Genomic DNA, 15,029 nt, shown 5'->3' with positions numbered 1-15,029 from the left:
CAGGGAAACCTGCCCAATTATTAGCGCGCTGTCGAGCGCGCCCCCTTTCCAAGGCCGAAGATACAGGACTCGCAACATGTCTAAAATTTTTGATTTCGTAAAACCAGGCGTAATCACTGGTGATGACGTACAGAAAGTTTTCCAGGTAGCTAAAGAAAACAACTTTGCTCTGCCAGCTGTTAACTGCGTTGGTACCGACTCCATCAACGCCGTTCTGGAAACCGCTGCAAAAGTTAAAGCGCCGGTAATCGTACAGTTCTCCAACGGTGGTGCTTCTTTCATCGCGGGTAAAGGCGTGAAGTCTGATGTTCCTCAGGGCGCTGCAATCCTGGGTGCTATCTCTGGTGCGCATCACGTTCACCAGATGGCTGAACACTATGGTGTTCCGGTTATCCTGCACACTGACCACTGCGCGAAGAAACTGCTGCCGTGGATCGACGGTCTGCTGGACGCGGGTGAAAAACACTTCGCAGCAACTGGCAAACCGCTGTTCTCTTCTCACATGATCGACCTGTCTGAAGAGTCTCTGGAAGAGAACATCGAAATCTGCTCCAAATACCTGGCGCGCATGTCCAAAATGGGCATGACTCTGGAAATCGAACTGGGTTGCACCGGTGGTGAAGAAGACGGCGTGGACAACAGCCACATGGACGCTTCTGCACTGTACACCCAACCGGAAGACGTTGACTACGCATACACCGAGCTGAGCAAAATCAGCCCGCGTTTCACCATCGCAGCGTCCTTCGGTAACGTACACGGCGTTTACAAGCCGGGTAACGTAGTTCTGACCCCGACCATCCTGCGCGACTCTCAGGACTATGTTTCTAAGAAACATAACCTGCCGCATAACAGCCTGAACTTCGTCTTCCACGGTGGTTCCGGTTCTACTGCTCAGGAAATCAAAGACTCCGTAAGCTACGGCGTAGTGAAAATGAACATCGATACCGATACCCAATGGGCTACCTGGGAAGGCGTTCTGAACTACTACAAAGCAAACGAAGCTTACCTGCAGGGTCAGTTGGGCAACCCGAAAGGCGAAGATCAGCCGAACAAGAAATACTACGATCCGCGCGTATGGCTGCGTGCTGGTCAGGCAACTATGATCACCCGTCTGGAACAGGCTTTCAAAGAACTGAACGCGGTTGACGTTCTGTAATTTACGCCGTCCAACGTGACATGAGGCCCGCAAATGCGGGCCTTTTTTATTGCCATTTCAATGTGCTGCTGACAGAGAATTCTGTGATCTGTTTGGCAAAATCTGAGTTTATTGTTTACCCTTGTCAGGTTGCCAGTCCCGTTAGGGCGGCTTTATTTCTCCCGTTTGGGTAAGCAAAAAAGGAATATTGAATGGAAGATTTGAATGTTGTCGACAGCATAAACGGTGCGGGCACCTGGCTGGTCCGCAATCAGGAACTACTGTTGAGCTATGCCGTCAACATCGTTGCGGCTCTCGCGATTGTCATTATCGGTATGATCGTGGCGCGTATCGTATCAAACACCGTTAATCGCCTGATGCTGGCGCGTAAAATTGATGCCACCGTTGCCGACTTTCTTTCTGCACTGGTGCGCTACGGTATTATCGCTTTCACGCTGATTGCCGCGCTGGGTCGCGTTGGGGTGCAAACTGCCTCCGTGATCGCCGTTCTCGGTGCCGCAGGTTTAGCTGTCGGTCTGGCACTGCAAGGGTCGCTGTCCAACCTCGCCGCAGGCGTGCTTCTGGTGATGTTCCGTCCGTTCCGCGCGGGTGAATATGTAGACCTTGGCGGCGTTGCGGGAACCGTGCTTAACGTGCAGATTTTCTCCACAACTATGCGTACCGTAGACGGTAAGATTGTGGTGATCCCAAACGGTAAAATCATTGCCGGGAACATCATTAACTTCTCTCGCGAGCCGGTCCGTCGTAACGAATTTATTATCGGCGTGGCCTACGACTCCGATATTGATCAGGTGAAAAAAATCCTCACTGATATCATCCAGTCTGAAGATCGCATCCTAAAAGACCGTGAAATGACGGTGCGCCTGAATGAGCTGGGCGCTTCCTCGATTAATTTCGTCGTACGCGTCTGGAGCAACAGCAGCGATCTGCAAAGCGTCTACTGGGATGTACTGGAGCGTATTAAGCGCGAGTTTGACGCCAACGGTATCAGCTTCCCGTACCCGCAGATGGATGTGAACTTTAAACGCGTGAAAGAGAACGCGACCGAGTAACTTCAGCTAAAAACGCCCGCCAGAGAGAGGCGGGCGTTGATTTATCTCGTCTTGTTAAGAATTGCGCTGACACCCTGCATCAGCTCGCCAACATCGTTTATTCCTTTACTTTCCTGTTGGGCAATCCATTCGGCCTGAACGTGCTGATACCCGGTAGCGGCTTGCCACGCATTCAGCTCGCTGTTGGTCAGGTAATGAACGTGTGCACCCTCTTTTGCCATCTTTTTCGCCATTGCGGTCAGGCTTGCGTCCTGCACTGCGCCAATACGCTTTTGCGTCATGGCGGCGGCCCGATTGATGGCTGCGCGATCTTTCACGTCCAGGCTATCCCAGACGTCTTTATTCATCACCAGAAGATAAACGTGTCCGAGCCAGAGCGAAGGGGAGAGCTGAATATAGGGGGCCGCCCGCTGGGCATGGATATCATCTCCGCTGTCGAGGTTAACCATCAGGCCGTCAAGCTGTCCGGTCTGAAGCGCATCGGTAATTTTTTCATTCCATGGCATGCTGACCGGCACGCCGCCCGCGTTGCGTAAAAATGATTGATGCCAAAAGCTGGCGGTCCGCCATTGGCTTGCATTCAGCTGTGCCAAATTGACGTTCGGTTTGGTAGTAAAAAATCCAACCGGATAGCCGAGGAAAAACTGAAGATTCACCAGATTGTTGTTTTCCAGCTCGCGACCAAACTGGCGATACTCGCGGAAAATCCGCTGAAAGGCGTTAACCTGCGCTTCACCACGACCCGGTCCGAGGGGGAAGCTCTTAAAAATCTGGTGTCGCGGCAGTTGTTCGGGCGTGTACTCAGGGACCACGATCCCCATATCCGCCACGCTGCCCTGGCCGATAGTTTTTAAGGCGTCATAGCTGGTGGACAGCTCGCCGTTCCAGTGAGCGTCGATTTTCAAACGTCCAAGCGACTCTTGTTCGATCGCGCGAAAAAAAGTCTCTTTTATGAGCCGGGTACGCATGTTGCCATATGGCTCGTGATCGGTATAGCGCAGCGTTCTGTCTGCGCTGGCGACAGTGGGCCACAAACTGGTAACTACCAGCGAGGCACAGAAGAGAAAAATGTTCGCGTTATGCTTCATACCCATTCCTTTGGTATAGACAGATTTATCTTTCAGCATACCCCGGGTAACGCACAATCGCTATTGTCAGAGACTGAATATGGAGGGGAGTGTGCACGGTATTATTAATAATGCTAATTACTGATTAATATTATCCATTTCCTCTAATGAATCCCGCGCAGTATAGTCTGCCCACAAGACAATTATGTGAGATGTTTTACATGTTATCCTACTATTTTCAAGGGCTTGCGCTTGGTGCAGCCATGATACTTCCGCTTGGTCCACAAAATGCCTTCGTGATGAATCAGGGGATCCGTCGTCAGTATCACATCATGATTGCTTTACTCTGCGCCATCAGCGATTTAGTGCTGATTTGCGCGGGTATCTTCGGCGGTAGCGCCTTGCTGATGCAGTCGCCATGGCTGATGGCGCTGGTCACCTGGGGCGGGGTCGCATTTTTACTCTGGTACGGATTCGGTGCGCTAAAAACGGCGATGAGCAGTAATCTGGAACTGGCCAGCGCCGAAGTGATGAAGCAGGGGCGCTGGAAAATTATCGCCACTATGCTGGCGGTGACATGGCTCAACCCACATGTTTACCTGGATACCTTTGTGGTACTCGGGAGTCTGGGGGGGCAACTGGACGTTGAGCCTAAACGCTGGTTTGCACTGGGAACCGTCAGCGCTTCGTTCCTGTGGTTCTTCGGTCTGGCATTGCTGGCGGCCTGGCTGGCACCACGTCTGCGAACTGCGAAAGCACAGCGCATCATCAATACGCTGGTAGGATTAGTGATGTGGTTTATTGCTTTTCAGCTGGCAAAAGAAGGTGTTGCGCACGTTCATGCGCTGTTCAACTAAGTGTTGTCTGATGGACAACGCAGCGAGATCGGCTAAGCTTGCCTGCATGTGCCCTGAGTTTTGGGGTAATTAATGAAACATGGAGGAACGACCGTGAAGTTCAAAATAATGGCCCTGGCGGCATTAGTCGGATTCAGCGCACTATCGGTACAGGCAAATGAGTTGCCAAATGGACCGCACATCGTGACTTCCGGAACGGCAAGCGTAGATGCAACACCAGACATCGCCACCCTGGCGATTGAAGTGAACGTTGCTGCAAAGGATGCGGCTTCCGCGAAGAAGCAGGCCGATGAGCGCGTGGCGCAATATCTGTCCTTCCTTGAACAGAACCAGATAGCGAAGAAAGACATTAGCGCTGCAAACTTGCGTACGCAGCCGGACTACGACTACCAGAACGGCAAAAGCATCCTCAAAGGTTATCGTGCAGTGCGCACCGTTGAAGTCACGCTGCGTCAGTTGGACAAACTCAACGCTCTGCTTGATGGCGCGCTGAAGGCTGGTCTGAATGAAATTCGTTCGGTATCGCTGGGCGTTGCCCAGCCGGATGCTTACAAAGACAAAGCGCGTAAAGCGGCGATTGATGATGCTGTTCATCAGGCTGAACAGCTGGCCGCCGGCTTTAATAGCAAACTGGGTCCCGTTTACAGTGTGCGTTACCACGTTTCCAATTATCAACCGAGCCCGATGGTACGGATGATGAAAGCAGATGCAGCGCCTGCAACCTCCGCTCAGGAAACCTACGAACAGCCGGTTATTCAGTTTGACGATCAGGTTGATGTCGTCTTCCAGATTGAGCCTACAGTAACCAATAAGTAGTCTTGATAAGGCGTAAGTCGCCATCCGGCAAGATTTTAGCCTGATGGCGATGCTTACGCGTCTCATCAGGCCGACAAAACATTCCAGCCGGTTTTTTCTGTGAGCAACTGTAAAAATGAGACCTCACATTCAGTCTTTTTTTTCGTGGTAATGAGGATAGGCCATAGCGATTTTTAAGGGGACGCTATGGATATTTTTATCTCGAAAAAGATGCGTAATTTCATTCTGCTGGCGCAAACCAATAACATCGCCAGAGCGGCAGAAAAAATACATATGACCGCATCGCCTTTCGGTAAAAGCATTGCTGCACTGGAAGATCAAATCGGCTATACGCTGTTTACCCGTAAAGATAACAACATCAGCCTGAATAAAGCCGGACAGGAGCTGTATCAGAAGCTGTTTCCCGTCTATCAGCGCCTCTCTGCCATTGATAATGAAATCCATAACGCCTCTTGTCGCTCGCGGGAAATCGTCATCGGTATCGATAATACTTATCCAACGATTATTTTTGACCAGTTGATTAGCCTTGGCGATAAATATGACGGCGTTACGGCCCAGGCCGTTGAATTCAGTGAGAATGGGGTGATTGATAATCTGTTCGACCGCAAACTGGATTTCATTATCTCGCCGCAGCACGTTTCTCCCCGCGTACAGGAGTTGGAAAATCTGGCGATCAGCGAACTGCCTCCGCTACGTCTGGGGTTTCTCGTTTCCCGGCGCTACGAAGAGAAACAGCCGCAGGATCTGCTGCGCGAGCTACCCTGGCTGCAAATGCGCTTCCAGAATCGCGCCAACTTTGAGGCGATGCTGGATGCTTATATGCGGCCCTGTGGGATCAATCCGACGATTATCTACCGTCCGTACAGCTTTATGGCCAAGATTAGCGCGGTGGAGCGCGGGCAGTTTTTGACGGTGATCCCTCATTTTGCCTGGCGGCTGGTGAATCCGTCGACGCTAAAGTATTTCGACGCGCCCGGCAGCCCCATGTATATGCAGGAGTTTCTCTATTCGCTGAAAAATCATCGCTATACCGGCACCATGCTCCAGCATATTGCTGAAGATCGTGACGGTACGGCAAGTTAACCGAGCATCGATCCTGTCTCGAGAAGGTTGCGATGCAGATCGAACGCATGGCTGAGATCGTGATGGATATGCCCGCCGGGCGCTTTTTCCAGATAGCGGTGCAGGTAGTCCCGGTAAAGGGGATGCGCACAGTTATCGATAATCGTGTGCGCCCGCTGCATCGGAGATAACCCACGCAGATCGGCAATCCCTTGTTCGGTCACGATCACTTTAACGCTATGTTCGCTGTGGTCGACATGGCTGCACATCGGCACGATGGTTGAGATTTTCCCGCCTTTGGCAATCGACGGCGCCATAAAGATAGACAGATAGGCGTTGCGCTCGAAATCCCCGCTGCCGCCGATACCGTTCATCAGGTTCACGCCCGCAACGTGCGTGGAATTGGCATGGCCGTAGATATCAAACTCAAGCCCAACGTTGAGTGCAATGACCCCCAGCCGACGGATGATTTCCGGGTTATTGGAGATCTCCTGCGGGCGCAGCACAATTCGGCTGGCGAAGAAGTCCATGTTGTCGTAAATCTTCTGTAGCGACGGGGCTGAGATGGTCAGGCTGGAGGCGCTGGCACCGGTGATCTTGCCCGTTTCCAGCAGATGCACCACCGATTCCTGTAACACCTCTGAATACATCATAAAGGGCGGGATATCCGGATTCTCTCCCAGTCTCGCCATTACCGCGTTATTGATATTGCCCACGCCGCTTTGTAAGGGCAGAAACTCTGCTGGAATGCGTTTGTGCGCCATTTCTGTCAGTAGGAAAGTGACTACGTTATCGGCAATTTGTTGGCTGAGCGGATTGGTTTTATCCGACACATTCCCGGCATCGGGCAGCTCGGTATCCACCACCGCGACCACTTTCCTGGGGTCTATCTGCACGCACTGACTGCCCACGCGATCCATGGTATGAAATATGGGCACGCTGTTACGCCGCGGCGGTGCGCCGGGTATTACGATGTCGGCAAACTCAGCCACGCGTGGATTATGGTAATGATTCAACTCGATAATCACCTTTTTCGCCCGCAGCAGCCAGGTGGGTGCATTGCCAATACCGCTGGAAAGCCAAATCCGGCCATCCGGCGCAATGGCGGAAGCTTCAATGACGGCAACATCGATATCGCCAAAAAAGCCGTAATTAACCATCTGCGCGACTTCGCTCAAATGGAGATCGACAAACCTCACCTGGCCCTGGTTAATTTTCTCGCGCAGGCCAGATGAGGTTTGATAAGGCGCACGCCAGGAAACGGCATCCGCCGCGGATAGTGCATCATCAGCGGCGGCGCCAATTGACGCCCCGGTCAGCAGGCGGATCTGAAAAGGCTGCCCGTCCTGATGCCGTTCGCAGGCGCGTTGGGCAATTGCGGTGGGTAACGCTTTTGGCGAACCCGCGGGGGTAAAGCCGCTGAACGCCACCATATCATCGTGCTGGATAATTTCTGCCGCCTGTTCGGCGCTCATCCGTTTCATGGCCGTCTCCTTCGTCGGACGTGATTAATGGCCAACAAAATTAGGTTTACGTTTTTCCATAAACGCGTTCATCCCTTCCTGATAATCCTCGCTGTCATACACCGCGCGGCGCATGCCCTGAATGCGCTCGAATTCGTCAGAGTTCATGGTGTGTGCTTCGCCCAACACGCGCAGTTCTTCTTTGATGACGGCGATTGCCAGCGGCGCTTTTTCCGAGATGTGATGCGCCATTTGCAGGGTGAAATCTTCCAGTTCCTCGGTTGGAACGACATGGTTGAGGATCCCGACCGCCATAGCGCGTTGAGCGGTGATGGGCGAGGCGGTAAAAATCAGCTCCTTAACGATGTGAAAACCAGCGTCGCGGGTCAGGTTGTGGATGCCCACCAGGTTATAGGGCACGCCGAGGTTGACCGGGGTCATGGAGAAGGTAGACGTACTGGCTGCGATGATCAGATCGGAACTCATGATCATCTCAAACGCGCCGCCCCAGACGCTGCCTTCAACCATGGAGATCACCGGCTTCGGATATTTTTGGATCATACGAGTTATCTGACGCAGCGGATCGTCATAAGAGAGCGGATCGCGACGTCCGGTGGGGAGTTCATGAATATCATGCCCGGCAGAGAACACTTTGGCCCCGCTCGGGGCGCGCAGAATGATGCAGCGAATGTCCGGACGATTGAGGTCGTTCAGCGCCTGCATCAGATCGTCAATAAACACTTTGCTCAGGGCATTGAGCTTGCGGGCGTAATTGAACTCAATGACCGCGACTTTCTGGATGATGACCACGTTGACGTATTGATAAGACATAATGTTCTCTTTATTGAAAGTAATGATGCTGGATAAATTCGCTGATGTGCCGCAGGCCGGTGCGCGGCGAAAGATCATTGTTTTTGACGGCCAGCAGCGTCTGCTGGAAATACTGGTCGAAATCAGCCCGTGCAAACAGCAGATGCAGGGCTTCTTCTTCAGCCTGCTTGTGTAGCCATTCCACCGCCTGCTGCTGGCGGACTTTTTCCAGTCGACCGCTGGCGGTAAGGCACGTTTTAAAGTCGGTTATCGCCTGCCAAACCTCCTCAATGCCGCGTTTTTCCAGGGCGCTGCAGGTCAGAACCTGCGGCTGCCACTCGTCATATTTGCGGCGCAGAATATGCAGGGCGGATTCGTACATATGGCGGGCGATGGCAACGCTGGTACGGTTATCACCGTCGTCCTTGTTGATGACGACCAGATCCGCCATCTCCATCAGGCCTTTTTTGATGCCCTGCAAATCGTCGCCACCGCCGGCGATTTGCAGTGAGAGAAAGCAATCCACCATGCCTGCGACTTCGGTTTCTGACTGCCCAACGCCGACGGTTTCCACAATCACCACGTTGAAGCCCGCCGCCTCGCACAGCAGCATTAATTCGCGGGCGCGCTGGCTGGCGCCGCCTAAATGACCGCTGGAAGGAACCGGACGTATAAACGCAGATTCTGCGCGAGCCAGTTCCGTCATGCGGGTTTTATCACCCAGAATGCTGCCGCCGCTGACCGGGCTGCTGGGATCGACGGCGATCACCGCTACCCGTAACCCGCGGCGAATTAACAGCATGCCGAATGCTTCCAGAAAGGTGCTTTTACCCGCGCCCGGCGTGCCGGTGATCCCCAGACGCAGGGCGTTACCGGTGAACGGCATAATCGCGTCCAGCAATTGCGTACTCAGCGGCTGGTGGCGCGGGTGATTGCTTTCGACCAGCGTCATCGCCTGGGCGAGCGTAGCCCGTTCACCGAGTCGCAAGCGGCGGACGGTATCCTCAAGCGTGGCGGCGTTAATCATGATGCTGACTGATACGGGTTAACACATCGCGGACGCTGTCGAGCATTGGCGTGCCTGGGCCATATATGGCTGCCACGCCATGCTCGTGCAGGAAAGCGTAATCCTGTGGCGGAATAACCCCGCCGGCGACGACGCAAATGTCTTCGCGTCCCCAGCCTTTGAGCGCGGTGACCAGCTCCGGGATCAATGTCTTATGACCCGCCGCCAGCGATGATGCGCCAATGACATGCACATCGTTTTCTACCGCCAGACGGGCAATTTCCTCCGGTGTGGAGAACATCGGGCTGAGATCGACATCGAAGCCGAGATCGGAGTAGGCGCTGGCGATCACTTTTGCGCCGCGATCGTGGCCGTCCTGACCCATCTTGGCGATCAGAATACGCGGGCGGCGGCCATTTTCTGCGAGGAACTGTTCTGTTTGCGCAACAATGGTATCGAACTCATCGGCGGATTTATCGGACTGGTGATAGCTTTGCGCAATCACCCCAGTAACACACTGGCTGGGAACCAGATAACGGTCAAAGGCGGCCTCCAGCGCATCGGAGATTTCACCGAGCGTGGCGCGAACGCGGGCGGCGTTGACGGCGGCTGCCAGCAGATTTTCATTCTGCTGCGCGGCGTGGGTCAGCGCGGATAGCGCGGTTTTAACCGCATCATTGTCGCGGGTGGCGCGGATATGCTGCAGTGAGGCAATCTGCTCGTTGCGCACCTTCACGTTGTCGATCTCCAGCACCGACGTGTCGTCTTCTTTATCCAGCTTGTATTTGTTCACCCCGACGATAACGCGCTTACCCTGGTCGATCAGCGACTGTTCGCGCGCGGACGCTTCTTCGATCATCCGTTTAGGAAGTCCGGCTTCAATCGCCTTCGCCATGCCGCCTGCCTCATCAATCTGCTTGATGATCGTGCGCGCCTGCTTCACGATTTGATCGGTGAGTGATTCGACGTAATACGATCCGGCCAGCGGATCGACGGTGCGGCAGATCTCTGATTCTTCCTGAATGATGATCTGCGTATTACGCGCAATACGGGCGGAGAAATCGGTGGGCAGACCGAGCGCTTCATCAAAAGCGTTGGTATGCAGAGACTGGGTGCCGCCAAGCGTAGCGCCGAGCGCTTCAATGGTGGTTCGTACCACGTTGTTGTAAGGGTCCTGCTCGGTCAGGCTCCAGCCTGAGGTCTGGCAGTGGGTACGCAGAGCGAGAGATTTCGGGTTGGTCGCGCCAAAACTGCTGACCGCTTCGCTCCACAGATACCGTGCAGCGCGCAGCATGGCGACGTTCATAAACAGATCCATGCCGATGCCGAAGAAGAATGACAGGCGCGGGGCGAAGTCATCAATTTTCAATCCGGCGGAAAGCGCGGCCTTGATGTATTCAATACCGTCTGCCAGCGTAAACGCCACCTGCTGTACGCAGTTTGCCCCGGCTTCACCCATGTGATAGCCGCTGATGCTGATGGTGTTAAAGCGCGGCATGTTGCCTGAGCACCAGGCGATGATGTCGGCGATAATGCGCATGGAGGGTTTTGGCGGATAAATGTAGGTGTTGCGGCACAGGTACTCTTTCAGAATATCGTTCTGAATGGTCCCGGTGAGCTGTTCCGGCGTCACGCCTTGCTCCTGCGCCGCGACGATATAAAACGCCAGTACCGGCAGCACCGCGCCGTTCATGGTCATCGATACCGACATCTTATCCAGCGGGATCTGGTCGAACAGCACCTTCATATCTTCGACGGTATCGATCGCCACGCCGGCTTTGCCGACGTCGCCCGCCACGCGCGGGTTGTCTGAGTCATAGCCACGATGAGTGGCAAGGTCAAAGGCAACGGAAAGCCCTTTTTGCCCAGCGGCGAGGTTACGGCGGTAAAAGGCGTTGGACTCTTTGGCGGTAGAGAAACCGGCGTATTGGCGAATCGTCCACGGCTGCGCGGTATACATAGTGGCGCGCGGGCCACGCACGTAAGGCGGCAGACCGGGCAGGGTGCCCGTGACTTCCAGATTATCGAGGTCCGCTTCGGTGTACAGCGGCTTGATGACAATCCCTTCCGCCGTCTGTCTTTCCAGCGACTCAACGGTTTTTTCCCGTCGACTGAGTTCTTTATTGGCGAGTGTTTGCCACTCCTGCACGTTTGCCATTTTTTGCTCCGTATTACGCAATAAGTTGAATCTTTGCGAATACGGTGTGCTTTTTCATTTGGCTTGTCGCCAGCAAAAAATAGCCAACAGGACGTCGTTTTTTGCCGTGTGGCGTGTTTTATTTTGTGATGTATTTCAAAGACGTGGCGGGAATAGCATGAAATGAGGGGAAAGGATTGCAGGCCGGATGAGGCTTTACGCCGCTATCCGGCCTCTGTTCGAGGAGTTAATCCTGACGCAGTACGTTGTGGCCATAGGCCAACAGCGCGTCGGTGACGTTGCGCATCATGCGGCTTTCTGGTGCAAAGCGGTGCCAGTACAGCATCCGACGCTGGAACAGGCCTGGGGTTAAGTCGATAAGCTCACCGCTTTCCAGCTCTTTCTCAATCTGTAAGTGTGGGATCATGCAGCAGGTTGTTCCCTGACGGGCTAACTGGACGAAAGCTTCAGACGAGTTAACGATATGGCACGGTACGCTGCCCGGCGGCAGGTCGAAGTTTTGTTGCAGGAACGCCTGGTGCATATCATCAAGATGGTCAAACGCGACCGCCGGGGCTTTCAGCAGGGCGGAACGGGTGACGCCGTTTGGGAAATAACGCTCGGCGAAAGGTTTAGAGCCAACAAACAGGTAGTCCAGCGCGCCCAGTTTATCCACCAGACAGCTTGGCAGCGCCTGATGTTGAATACTCACCGCACCGACCACTTCACCCCGACGTAGACGTTCCTGGGTTCGGGTTTCATCTTCAACCTGCAGGTTCAGTCGAATCGGTGAATTAGCCAGTACCGGGGCCAGTGCCGGAAGTAACCAGGTCGCCAGACTGTCGGCGTTCACCGCCAGCGAAAGCAGAAGCGGCGTCGAGCCGGTTTGTTCATCGCCCAGCCACTCATCTTCCAGCAGTTCAACCTGGCGCAGAAGCGCCAGTAGTTTCTGTCCCTGTTCCGTTGGGCGCGGCGGTACGGTGCGCACCAGCAGCGGTTGTCCGAACATATTCTCAAGCTGTTTTATGCGCTGTGAAACCGCGGATTGCGTGATGCACAGCTTTTGCGCCGCGCGCTCAAATCCTCGTTCACGAATAACCGCATCCAGTGCTTGTAGTGTTCTGTAGTCCGGACGTTTCATTGCTTTGACGCACTCCTGAAATTTTTGCTTGTTCTGCACTATGACACAATTTTTGATTGGGTAAAGACGAAATCCGCCGCTTGCGAGCGGGTGTGGGGACATTTTTCTGCACAATGTTCTATAATGCGCGTGAATTTTCCCACCATATTCACACCACAGGCGAAACGATCATGACGCAGGATGAACTGAAAAAAGCAGTAGGATGGGCGGCACTTCAGTATGTACAGCCCGGCACCATTGTGGGCGTAGGTACAGGTTCAACAGCCGCACACTTTATTGATGCGCTGGGCACAATGAAAGGTCAGATTGAAGGTGCGGTATCCAGTTCGGACGCATCGACTGAAAAACTCAAAAGCCTTGGCATCCACGTGTTCGATCTTAACGAAGTGGATAGCCTCGGCGTATACGTTGACGGCGCGGATGAAATCAACGGTCACATGCAGATGATCAAGGGCGGCGGCGCAGCGTTGACCCGTGAAAAAATCATTGCTTCCGTGGCGAAGAAATTTATTTGCATCGCGGATGCGTCTAAAGAAGTCGATATTCTCGGCAACTTCCCGCTGCCGGTCGAAGTGATCCCAATGGCGCGCAGCGCTGTGGCTCGCCAGTTGGTGAAGCTGGGCGGTCGTCCTGAATACCGTCAGGGCGTCGTGACGGACAACGGCAACGTCATCCTCGATGTGCACGGTCTGGAGATCCTCGACGCCATCGCGCTGGAGAATGCCATCAATGCGATTCCAGGTGTGGTAACCGTCGGCCTGTTTGCCAACCGTGGTGCGGATGTCGCGCTGATCGGTACGCCTGACGGCGTGAAAACTATCGTAAAATGATCTGACGGGAGCGTCTTCTCCCGTTAAAAAAATTTTGGCAGGGCAAATTTGGTGACTTGTGTCACGTTTATAATATTGTCCTGCCGATCTCTCCAAAGAAAAAGTTATCGCCAGTATTTTCCTCTGACATTTCCCGTTGAATGACATTTCTTCAGCACGGCGACGCAAACGTTCATATTGCCGCAATATTATTTTTTGATATGTTGAAGAGACGGATGAAAATCCCACACACAACACATCAGTTTGAACAAAAAAGACAGGGTCGGGGAAATGGCAAAGGTATCACTGGAGAAAGATAAGATTAAATTTCTGCTGGTTGAAGGCGTGCACCAAAAAGCACTCGAAAGCCTTCGTGCAGCAGGTTATACCAACATCGAGTTTCACAAAGGTGCTCTGGACACTGAACAACTGAAAGAGTCCATCCGTGATGCCCACTTCATTGGCCTGCGATCCCGTACCCATCTGACTGAAGATGTGATTGACGCCGCAGAGAAACTGGTCGCGATTGGCTGCTTCTGTATCGGCACCAACCAGGTTGATCTAAGTGCAGCGGCAAAGCGCGGGATCCCTGTGTTTAACGCACCATTCTCTAACACACGTTCCGTTGCTGAGCTGGTGATTGGCGAACTGCTGCTACTGCTACGTGGCGTACCCGAAGCGAACGCCAAAGCGCACCGCGGCGTGTGGAATAAACTGGCTACCGGCTCTTTTGAAGCGCGTGGGAAAAAACTGGGGATCATCGGCTACGGCCACATTGGTACTCAGTTGGGCATTCTGGCGGAATCGCTCGGGATGCATGTCTTTTTCTATGATATTGAAAATAAACTCCCGCTTGGCAATGCCACGCAGGTACAGCATCTTTCCGACCTGCTCAATATGAGCGACGTGGTCAGTCTGCACGTGCCGGAAAATGCCTCCACCAAAAACCTGATGGGCGCGCGTGAAATTTCGCTGATGAAGCCGGGGGCGCTGCTGATTAACGCCGCACGCGGTACGGTTGTTGATATTCCTGCGCTGTGCGACGCATTAGCGACTAAACATCTGGCGGGGGCTGCAATCGACGTATTCCCAACCGAGCCGGCAACTAACAGCGATCCTTTCACTTCGCCGCTGTGTGATTTCGATAACGTGATCCTGACGCCGCACATTGGTGGTTCAACGCTGGAAGCGCAGGAAAACATCGGTCTGGAAGTGGCTGGGAAACTGACCAAGTATTCCGACAACGGCTCTACGCTGTCTGCGGTAAACTTCCCGGAAGTTTCTCTGCCGCTGCACGGTGGTCGTCGTCTGATGCACATTCACGAAAACCGTCCGGGCGTACTGACGGCACTGAACCAGATTTTTGCCGAGCAGGGCGTCAACATTGCCGCGCAGTATCTGCAGACTTCCGCGCAGGTAGGTTATGTGGTTATTGATATTGAAGCGGATGAAGATGTGGCGGAGAAAGCGCTGCTGGCGATGAAAGCCCTTCCGGGAACCATTCGCGCTCGTCTGCTGTACTGATTTCCTCTACATGGGCAGGCGGTTGACCTGCCCATCTTTCCTCTGATTTCCCTGCCTCAAAATCTCTTTCTGTAACGCATACATTCTGTTTTCGAGCTTTGCCGCAGTTGGCAACTAAAGGCAGCGTTG

The 15,029-nt window shown here is 53.7% G+C and carries 13 protein-coding genes; 7 read left to right on the top strand and 6 right to left on the bottom strand.

The genetic code is table 11. The features are described 5' to 3' along the window. The first annotated feature begins 76 nt into the window (after positions 1-76). Both fbaA and B9P82_RS08875 read left to right on the top strand, forming a co-directional pair. A complete protein-coding gene (fbaA, locus tag B9P82_RS08880) occupies positions 77-1,156 on the top strand; it encodes a class II fructose-bisphosphate aldolase (protein WP_003027029.1) in 1,080 nt (359 codons plus the stop codon). A 191-nt stretch (positions 1,157-1,347) separates the two neighbouring features. After that, positions 1,348-2,208, top strand: coding sequence for a small-conductance mechanosensitive channel MscS (locus B9P82_RS08875; protein WP_019077645.1), 861 nt, complete (start codon positions 1,348-1,350; stop codon positions 2,206-2,208). A gap of 41 nt (positions 2,209-2,249) precedes the next feature. Here the strand turns inward: B9P82_RS08875 and dctP are convergent, their stop codons facing one another. After that, complete coding sequence (gene dctP, locus B9P82_RS08870) at positions 2,250-3,296, bottom strand: TRAP transporter substrate-binding protein DctP (RefSeq protein WP_101700292.1); 1,047 nt, start codon at positions 3,294-3,296, stop codon at positions 2,250-2,252. A 200-nt stretch (positions 3,297-3,496) separates the two neighbouring features. Between dctP and argO the strand changes: the two genes are divergently transcribed. From argO to B9P82_RS08855, 3 genes are all read left to right on the top strand, one after another. Next, the gene (gene argO, locus B9P82_RS08865) at positions 3,497-4,132 is read left to right on the top strand and encodes an arginine exporter ArgO (protein WP_003027005.1); all 636 of its coding nucleotides are present in this window, start codon (positions 3,497-3,499) and stop codon (positions 4,130-4,132) included. A 93-nt stretch (positions 4,133-4,225) separates the two neighbouring features. Next, the gene (locus B9P82_RS08860; protein ID WP_029139653.1) at positions 4,226-4,948 is read left to right on the top strand and encodes an oxidative stress defense protein; all 723 of its coding nucleotides are present in this window, start codon (positions 4,226-4,228) and stop codon (positions 4,946-4,948) included. A 186-nt stretch (positions 4,949-5,134) separates the two neighbouring features. Further along, a complete protein-coding gene (locus tag B9P82_RS08855; protein ID WP_046274941.1) occupies positions 5,135-6,031 on the top strand; it encodes a LysR family transcriptional regulator SrsR in 897 nt (298 codons plus the stop codon). Here the strand turns inward: B9P82_RS08855 and B9P82_RS08850 are convergent. The 5 genes from B9P82_RS08850 to argP all read right to left on the bottom strand — a co-directional run bounded on the left by B9P82_RS08850 (position 6,028) and on the right by argP (position 12,567). Then, complete coding sequence (locus B9P82_RS08850; RefSeq protein ID WP_101700208.1) at positions 6,028-7,494, bottom strand: acetyl-CoA hydrolase/transferase family protein; 1,467 nt, start codon at positions 7,492-7,494, stop codon at positions 6,028-6,030. The genes B9P82_RS08855 and B9P82_RS08850 overlap by 4 nt on opposite strands. A 24-nt stretch (positions 7,495-7,518) precedes the next feature. After that, the gene (scpB, locus tag B9P82_RS08845) at positions 7,519-8,304 is read right to left on the bottom strand and encodes a methylmalonyl-CoA decarboxylase (protein WP_016154367.1); all 786 of its coding nucleotides are present in this window, start codon (positions 8,302-8,304) and stop codon (positions 7,519-7,521) included. Positions 8,305-8,314: 10 nt separating this feature from the next. Next, positions 8,315-9,310: a methylmalonyl Co-A mutase-associated GTPase MeaB gene (gene meaB / locus B9P82_RS08840; protein ID WP_016154366.1), complete on the bottom strand. Its 996-nt coding sequence runs from the start codon at positions 9,308-9,310 to the stop codon at positions 8,315-8,317. After that, positions 9,303-11,447 carry a methylmalonyl-CoA mutase gene (scpA, locus tag B9P82_RS08835; protein ID WP_101700207.1) on the bottom strand — a complete coding sequence of 715 codons (2,145 nt, stop codon included), beginning with the start codon at positions 11,445-11,447 and terminating at the stop codon, positions 9,303-9,305. The genes meaB and scpA overlap by 8 nt, the downstream gene beginning before the upstream one ends. A 226-nt stretch (positions 11,448-11,673) precedes the next feature. Continuing rightward, entirely contained in the window at positions 11,674-12,567 is an 894-nt protein-coding gene (gene argP, locus B9P82_RS08825; protein WP_003825477.1) for a DNA-binding transcriptional regulator ArgP, read from the bottom strand. Between the two features lie 170 nt (positions 12,568-12,737). Between argP and rpiA the strand changes: the two genes are divergently transcribed. Together rpiA and serA are read left to right on the top strand one after the other, a co-directional pair. After that, positions 12,738-13,397: a ribose-5-phosphate isomerase RpiA gene (gene rpiA / locus B9P82_RS08820; protein WP_016154364.1), complete on the top strand. Its 660-nt coding sequence runs from the start codon at positions 12,738-12,740 to the stop codon at positions 13,395-13,397. Positions 13,398-13,667: 270 nt separating this feature from the next. Beyond that, on the top strand, positions 13,668-14,900 hold the full coding sequence (gene serA, locus B9P82_RS08815; RefSeq protein ID WP_016154363.1) for a phosphoglycerate dehydrogenase: 1,233 nt from the start codon (positions 13,668-13,670) through the stop codon (positions 14,898-14,900). Positions 14,901-15,029 lie beyond the last annotated feature (129 nt).

Source organism: Citrobacter sp. L55 (genome assembly GCF_002850715.1).
Taxonomy (GTDB): Bacteria; Pseudomonadota; Gammaproteobacteria; order Enterobacterales; family Enterobacteriaceae; genus Citrobacter; species Citrobacter braakii.
The sequence above is the reverse complement of the archived record's forward strand: the minus strand, read 5'-3'. Positions and strand labels throughout refer to the sequence as shown.

What these genes read in the sequence shown, in the direction of transcription:
- fbaA (WP_003027029.1), top strand. Translation starts at nt 77, where the DNA reads ATGTCTAAAATTTTTGATTTCGTAAAACCAGGCGTAATCACTGGTGAT.
- B9P82_RS08875 (WP_019077645.1), top strand. Translation starts at nt 1,348, where the DNA reads ATGGAAGATTTGAATGTTGTCGACAGCATAAACGGTGCGGGCACCTGG.
- dctP (WP_101700292.1), bottom strand. Translation starts at nt 3,296, where the DNA reads ATGAAGCATAACGCGAACATTTTTCTCTTCTGTGCCTCGCTGGTAGTT.
- argO (WP_003027005.1), top strand. Translation starts at nt 3,497, where the DNA reads ATGTTATCCTACTATTTTCAAGGGCTTGCGCTTGGTGCAGCCATGATA.
- B9P82_RS08855 (WP_046274941.1), top strand. Translation starts at nt 5,135, where the DNA reads ATGGATATTTTTATCTCGAAAAAGATGCGTAATTTCATTCTGCTGGCG.
- B9P82_RS08850 (WP_101700208.1), bottom strand. Translation starts at nt 7,494, where the DNA reads ATGAAACGGATGAGCGCCGAACAGGCGGCAGAAATTATCCAGCACGAT.
- scpB (WP_016154367.1), bottom strand. Translation starts at nt 8,304, where the DNA reads ATGTCTTATCAATACGTCAACGTGGTCATCATCCAGAAAGTCGCGGTC.
- meaB (WP_016154366.1), bottom strand. Translation starts at nt 9,310, where the DNA reads ATGATTAACGCCGCCACGCTTGAGGATACCGTCCGCCGCTTGCGACTC.
- scpA (WP_101700207.1), bottom strand. Translation starts at nt 11,447, where the DNA reads ATGGCAAACGTGCAGGAGTGGCAAACACTCGCCAATAAAGAACTCAGT.
- argP (WP_003825477.1), bottom strand. Translation starts at nt 12,567, where the DNA reads ATGAAACGTCCGGACTACAGAACACTACAAGCACTGGATGCGGTTATT.
- rpiA (WP_016154364.1), top strand. Translation starts at nt 12,738, where the DNA reads ATGACGCAGGATGAACTGAAAAAAGCAGTAGGATGGGCGGCACTTCAG.
- serA (WP_016154363.1), top strand. Translation starts at nt 13,668, where the DNA reads ATGGCAAAGGTATCACTGGAGAAAGATAAGATTAAATTTCTGCTGGTT.